General features: G+C 69.2%; 4 protein-coding genes. 1 reads left to right on the top strand and 3 read right to left on the bottom strand.

The features are described from left to right. The 3 genes from VGS97_RS28060 to VGS97_RS28050 all read right to left on the bottom strand — a co-directional run. A partial coding sequence (locus tag VGS97_RS28060; RefSeq protein WP_326856688.1) for a multifunctional oxoglutarate decarboxylase/oxoglutarate dehydrogenase thiamine pyrophosphate-binding subunit/dihydrolipoyllysine-residue succinyltransferase subunit occupies positions 1–2,946 on the bottom strand: 2,946 nt, incomplete at its 3' end. A gap of 354 nt (positions 2,947–3,300) precedes the next feature. Beyond that, entirely contained in the window at positions 3,301–4,380 is a 1,080-nt protein-coding gene (locus VGS97_RS28055; RefSeq protein ID WP_326856687.1) for a HAMP domain-containing sensor histidine kinase, read from the bottom strand. A 10-nt stretch (positions 4,381–4,390) separates the two neighbouring features. Continuing rightward, positions 4,391–5,215 (bottom strand): response regulator transcription factor, encoded by an 825-nt coding sequence (locus VGS97_RS28050; RefSeq protein WP_326856686.1) that lies wholly within the window; start codon positions 5,213–5,215, stop codon positions 4,391–4,393. A gap of 114 nt (positions 5,216–5,329) precedes the next feature. On the opposite strand from VGS97_RS28050, the gene pgi reads away from it, so the two are divergent. Next, a partial coding sequence (pgi, locus tag VGS97_RS28045) for a glucose-6-phosphate isomerase (RefSeq protein ID WP_326856685.1) occupies positions 5,330–6,840 on the top strand: 1,511 nt, incomplete at its 3' end.

Genomic DNA, 6,840 nt, shown 5'->3' with positions numbered 1-6,840 from the left:
GGTGCCGCGCCGCGAGTCCTGGCCGGCCAGCCGGACCGGCACGCCGTCCATCAGCAGCGAGCCGAACGCCAGCGTCTCGCCCATCGCCCAGTCGATCGTGCCGTCGGTGACCATCTGCGCGCGGCGCTGCAACTGCGGGATGACCCGCGGATGCGCGTCGAAGCCCTCCGGCAGGTTGACGTGCACCTCGACGATCCGCTTCACGACCTCGTCGCTGATCGCGGTGTTCACCGGAGCCGGGAACGGCACACCCTCGTCGGTGTGTCCGTTGACGTTCAGTGAGGACGGGACCGCAGGCTTCGGCGCGCTGTCCTTGGTCTCCGCGAAGACCTGCTCCAGCTTGGACTGGTAGTCCTTGAGCGCCGCCTCCGCCTCCTCAAGGGTGATGTCGCCGCGGCCGATCAGCGCCTCGGTGTACAGCTTGCGCACCGAGCGCTTGGCCTCGATCAGCTGGTACATCAGCGGCTGGGTCATCGAGGGGTCGTCGCCCTCGTTGTGCCCGCGCCGCCGGTAGCAGACCATGTCGATCACGACGTCCTTGTTGAACGCCTGGCGGAACTCGAAGGCCAGCTGCGCCACGCGCACGCAGGCCTCGGGGTCGTCGCCGTTCACGTGGAAGATCGGCGCTTCCACCATGCGGGCGACGTCGGTCGCATAAACAGACGAGCGTGAGAACACCGGCGACGTAGTGAAGCCGACCTGGTTGTTGACCACCAGGTGGATCGTGCCGCCGGTGCGGAAGCCGCGCAGCTGCGACATGTTCAGCGTCTCGGCGACCACGCCCTGGCCGGCGAACGCGGCGTCGCCGTGCATCAGGATCGGCAGCACGGTGAAAGCGCTGCCGGCCTTGTTGATGATGTCCTGCTTAGCCCGCACGTAGCCCTCAAGCACCGGGTCGACCGCCTCAAGATGCGAGGGGTTGGCGACCAACGAGACCTTGATCTGCTTGCCGGACAGCGAGGTGAAGGTGCCCTCGGTGCCGAGGTGGTACTTCACGTCGCCGGAACCGTGCATCGACTTCGGGTCGAGGTTGCCCTCGAACTCGTTGAACACCTTGCCGTACGGCTTGCCCACGATGTTCGTCAGCACGTTGAGGCGACCGCGGTGCGGCATGCCGATCGCCGCCTCGTCGAGACCGGCCTCGGCGGCGGCGGAGATGACCTGGTCGAGCAGCGGGATCGCCGACTCGCCGCCCTCCAGCGAGAAACGCTTCTGGCCGACGTACTTCACCTGGAGGAACGTCTCGAAGGCCTCGGCGGCGTTCAGCCGGTTGAGGATGCGCAGCTGCTCCTCGCGGCTCGGCTTGTTGTTGCCGTTCTCCACCTTCGACTGGATCCAGCGGCGCTGCTCCGGGTCCTGGATGTGCATGTACTCGATGCCGACGGTCCGACAGTACGAGTCGCGCAGCACGCCGAGGATGTCGCGCAGCTTCATCAGCGGTTCTCCGCCGAAGCCGCCGGTGGCGAACTCGCGCTCCAGGTCCCACAGGGTCAGGCCGTGCGAGACCACATCGAGGTCCGGGTGGCGGCGCTGCTTGTACTCAAGCGGGTCGGTGTCGGCCATCAGGTGGCCGCGGGTGCGGTACGAGTCGATCAGTTCGATGACGCGCGCGGTCTTGCTGATGTCGTTCTCGTGCGAGGCGGCGATGTCCTGGATCCAGCGCACCGGCTCGTAAGGGATGCGCAGCGACTCGAAGACCTTGTCGTAGAACTCGTCCTCGCCGAGCAGCAGCCGGTGGATCCCGCGCAGGAACTCGCCGGACTGCGCGCCCTGGATGATCCGGTGGTCGTAGGTCGAGGTCAGCGTCATGACCTTGCTGACCGCGAGCCGGGCCAGGGTCTCCTCGCTGGCACCCTGGTACTCGGCCGGGTACTCCATCGCCCCGACGCCGAGGATGGTGCCCTGACCCCTCATCAGGCGCGGTACGGAGTGCACCGTGCCGATACCGCCCGGGTTGGTGAGGGAGATCGTGGTACCGGCGAAGTCGTCCGCGGTGAGCTTGTTGTTGCGGGCCTTACGCACGATGTCCTCGTACGCCTGCCAGAACTCACGGAAGTCCATCAGTTCGGCGGCCTTGATCGAGGGCACCACCAGTGAGCGTGAGCCGTCCGGCTTGACCAGGTCGATCGCGAGGCCGAGGTTGATGTGCTCGGGGGTGACCACCGCGGGCTTGCCGTCGGCCTGCGCGTACGAGGCGTTCATGCCCGGGATGGCCTTGACCGCCTGGACCATCGCGAAGCCGATGAGGTGGGTGAAGGAGACCTTGCCGCCACGGGCGCGCTTGAGGAAGTTGTTGATGACGATGCGGTTGTCGATCAGCAGCTTCGCCGGGACCGCGCGCACCGAGGTCGCGGTCGGCACTTCGAGCGAGGCGTCCATGTTGGCCACGACGCGGGCGGCGGGCCCCTTGAGCACGGTGATCTGCGCGCCTCCGCCTGAGGGCGTCGAGGCTGCGGGCGGGGCGGTGATGGCGGCGTCACGCGGCACGCCGCTGGCCGGGGAGACCGCGACCGGGGTGGGCTTGGCCGCGATGCCGAGGCCGGGGCTGCCCGTGAACGGCGCCACCGTTCGTCCAGTCGGAACAGACTGTCCGGTCGCAGCGGTTGGCGCGGGGGCGGTTGTGGCGGGAGCCGGGGCTGCGGCGCTCTGGGCAGCGTCGGGGGCCGGGGAACTCGGCTGGACCGGCCGGGGCGCCGTCGCCGGGGCGCCGCTGGCGGTGGGGCCGTCGCTGGGCTGGTAGTCGGCGAAGAAATCCCACCACGCCTTGTCCACGGAGGCCGGGTCGCGCAGATACTGCTGGTAGATCTCGTCGACGAGCCACTCGTTGGGCCCGAACTCGGCCGCGGTGTGCGCGGCGGTGTGGTTCGGGCCGCCCACTACCGGTTCGGCAGTGGCCGCCTCGGTCGTGGCCGACTCTGTTGACGCTGACGTGGACTGTGGCGACACGGCGGGTTCCGCCCTCTTCCGCTTCGTAAGATCCCTGTTCTGGCTGCGCCTGTGAACAGCCGGATGCCTGAGGGGAGGTCCGCGTCGGTCGATCAGGCCCTGCGGGAACCCCAGCGGGCAGCGGTAGTCCAGATTACGCTTGTTCCGGCGTCGATCACGGCGCAGGGTCGTGAACAGCGACGAGTATCACACCCTCCATCGCGATTACCACCCAGGCTGATGGTAACCCGATAGCCCGGAATGACTACGCCTTCCAGCGTCCACGATGTAGTCAATGCCGTCTCACCATGAGCGCATTCCTTGTCTCAAACACGCCACGCCGACACGCCGCGTCTGTGCGTGTAGAGGGGCGCCTCAGCTCGGCAGCGGTCCGGTCGGCAGGTCCACCCGGATCAACGCGCCGCGCGTGGACGGGGCGACCTCGATGGTGCCGCCGTGCAGTTCGACCGCCCACCGCGCGATGGCCAGGCCGAGCCCGGTCCCGCCTCCGGTCGGCTGTCCGCCGCCGTCGCCGCCGCGGGTGAACCGCTCGAAGACGCGGGAGCGCTCGACCTCGGGGATGCCCGGACCTTCGTCGGCCACCTCGATGCGCACCCCGCCGCCGGGCCGAGCCGTCGCGCCGACGCGCACGATGCCGCCCGGGGGAGAGTGCTTGGCCGCGTTGTCGACGAGGTTCGCCACCACCTGGTGTAGGCGCGACTGGTCTGCACGCGCGGTCAGCCCGGCCGGCCTGACCGACAGTACGAAGCGGACCGGCCGCCCGGTCGCCGCGGCCTCCTCGACCGCGCGCGAGAGGAACGGCTCGACCGCGAAGTCGGACAGGTCGAGCGGCACCGCTCCGGCTTCCAGCCGGGAGAGGTCGAGCAGTTCCTCGACCAGCCGCCCGAGCCGCTCGGTCTGCGTCAGTGCGGCCTTCACCGCGGCGTCGTCCGGTCCGGTGACCCCGTCGACCACGTTCTCCAGCACGGCGCGCAACACGGAGATCGGCGTGCGCAACTCGTGCGAGACGTTCGCGATCAGTTCCCGCCGCTGCCGGTCCGCCGCCTCCAGATCGGCCGCCATCTGGTTGAACGCTCTGCCGAGTTCGCCGACTTCGTCCCGCGACGATGCGCGGATCCGGCGGCTGTAATCCCCGGCGGCCATCGCGCGGGCGGCGGCGGTCATGTGCCGCAGCGGGGATGTCATACCGTGCGCGAGGATCTGCGTCACGATCATCGACAGCACGGTGGCCGTGATCACGACGTACCGCGCCCGGATGCCGATCGACACGCCGATGGCGGTGAACGACCCGGCGAAGGTCACGCTCGCGATCACCAGGATGCCGAGCTTGGCCTTGATCGACCGCACCGGATCCAGCGGCCGCAGGTCGCGCCAGAGCTGTTGCAGCGGTTCACGCCGATAGCGGGGCCGCAGACGCCCGCCGGATCCGTTCATGGCAGTCCGTTCACGGCAGTTCGCCGGGCGCCGCGAGCTCCGGCTGCGCCGGGGCGACGAAAACCTGTGCCTCCAGCGCGTATCCGATCCCGTGCACGGTGCGGATCCATTCCGCGCCGATCTTCTTGCGCAGGGCCTTGACATGTGAGTCCACGGTTCGGGTGCCCGAGGCGTCGGCCCAGTCCCACACCTCGGCCAGCAGGGACTCCCGCGAGGCGACCATGCCGGGCTTGCGCGCCAGGCAGCCGAGCAGGTCGAACTCGATCGGCGTCAGGTGCACGTCCGCGCCGTCGACCCGCACCCGCCGCGCCGCCCCGTCGATCTCCAGCAGAACCCCGGCGGCTCCACCGGCCTCGTCGTCCTGCCCCCGGGCCTGTGCGTATCCACGCAACCGCAGCGGCCCTTCGTCGTCGGCCGCGGTGTCCTGCGCTGCGTTAGCAAGCGTCTGCTGACGCACGACCTCGACCCGGCGCAACAGCGCCTGCACCCGTGCGATCAACTCCCGCATCGAGAACGGCTTGGTCAGGTAGTCGTCGGCCCCGGACCCGAGCCCGGCGAGCAGATCCGGTTCTGCGTCCCGCGCGGTGAGCATGAGCACAGGCGTCGGCCAGTCGCGCTGGATCCGCCGACACACCTCCAGCCCGTCGAACCCGGGCAGCATCACGTCAAGCACCACCGCGTCCGGCCGGTGTTCACGCACCGCCGCAACCGCTCCCGGCCCGTCCCCCGCGTGCAACGTGTCGAACCCCGCCGCAGCCAGCCGCGCGACCACCGCGTCCGCGAGTGTCGGCTCGTCCTCCACTACGAGGATCAAGCGCTGCGCAGGAGTGTCCATGTCGGGCAGCTTAGTTAGCCGACTCGATGTTAGGTTCGGCGGTGCAGCTGAGAAGACGCGAATTCCGACGGCGCGGTCATACGGACGGCGGCAGGAAGAGTTGAGGAGACGTCGATGGCGCAGCAGTTGACGCAGACGCCGCAGTGGCAGGCCCTGGCCGACCACCGGGAGAAGTTCGGCGGGACGCACTTGCGTGAGTTGTTCGCGGCAGACCCGCAGCGCGCGGCGAAGCACACCCTGGCGGTGGGGGATCTGACCGTCGATCTCTCGAAGAACCTGGTCACCGGCGAGACGCTGGAGCTGCTGCTCGCGCTGGCGCGGGCCCGCGGGGTGGAGGAACTGCGGGACGCGATGTTCCGCGGCGAGAAGATCAACGTGACGGAGAACCGCGCGGTGCTGCACGTGGCGCTGCGGGCACCGAGGTCCGCGCGGATCGAGGTCGACGGCGAGGACGTCGTGCCGGCCGTGCACGAGGTGCTGGACCGGATGAGCGAGTTCGCCATGCGCGTCCGTTCGGGGGATTGGAAGGGCCACGCGGCCGACGGGCACACCGGCAAGCCGATCCGCAACGTCGTCAACATCGGCATCGGCGGCTCGGACCTGGGCCCGGCGATGGCGTACGAGGCGCTGCGCGCGTATGCGGACCACAACCGGGTGTTCCGCTTCGTGTCCAACGTGGACGGCGCCGACCTCTACGAGGCCACCCGGGACCTGGACCCGGCCGAGACGCTGTTCATCATCTCCTCGAAGACGTTCACGACCATCGAGACGATCACCAACGCCGTCTCGGCGCGCGCCTGGCTGCTGTCCGGCCTCGGCGGCGACGAGGCGGCCGTCGCGAAGCACTTCGTCGCGGTGTCCACGAACGCGGACGAGGTGGCGAAGTTCGGCATCGACACGGCGAACATGTTCGGGTTCTGGGACTGGGTCGGCGGCCGGTACTCGTTCGACTCCGCGATCGGCCTTTCGTTGATGGTCGCGATCGGCCCGAAGCAGTTCCACGAGCTGCTGGCCGGTTTCCGGACCGTGGACGAGCACTTCCGCCGGACGCCGCTGGAGCGCAACGTGCCGGCGCTGCTCGGGCTGCTCGGCGTCTGGTACGGGTCCTTCTTCGACGCGCAGACCCACGCGGTCCTGCCGTACTCGCACTACCTGAGCAAGTTCTCCGCGTACTTGCAGCAGCTCGACATGGAGTCCAACGGCAAGTCGGTGCAGCGCGACGGCGAGCCGGTGGCCTGGCAGACCGGCCCGATCGTCTGGGGCACCCCCGGCACCAACGGCCAGCACGCCTACTACCAGCTGATCCATCAGGGCACGAAGATCATCCCGGCCGACTTCATCGGCTTCGCCGAGCCGGTCACCCCCGCGGCCGACCCGCGTAACGCGCACCACGACATGCTCACGGCGAACTTCCTCGCGCAGACCGAGGCGCTCGCCTTCGGCAAGACGAAGGAGCAGGTCGAGGCCGAGGGCACCGCGGTGCCGATCGTCCCCCACCGCGTCTTCAAGGGCAACCACCCCACCACCACGATCATCGCCCCCAAGCTGACCCCCTCCGTCCTCGGCCAGCTCGTCGCCCTGTACGAGCACAAGGTCTTCACCCAGGGCGCCGTCTGGAACATCAA

This window comes from Actinocrinis sp. (assembly GCF_035946395.1).
GTDB lineage: Bacteria > Actinomycetota > Actinomycetes > Streptomycetales > Catenulisporaceae > Actinocrinis.
Note: the sequence above shows the minus strand (reverse complement) of the source record. Positions and strands in the feature narration are given on the sequence as shown.

Excerpts from the sequence above, each read along its gene's own strand:
- VGS97_RS28055 (WP_326856687.1), bottom strand. The coding sequence starts at position 4,380 with ATGAACGGATCCGGCGGGCGTCTGCGGCCCCGCTATCGGCGTGAACCG.
- VGS97_RS28050 (WP_326856686.1), bottom strand. The coding sequence starts at position 5,215 with ATGGACACTCCTGCGCAGCGCTTGATCCTCGTAGTGGAGGACGAGCCG.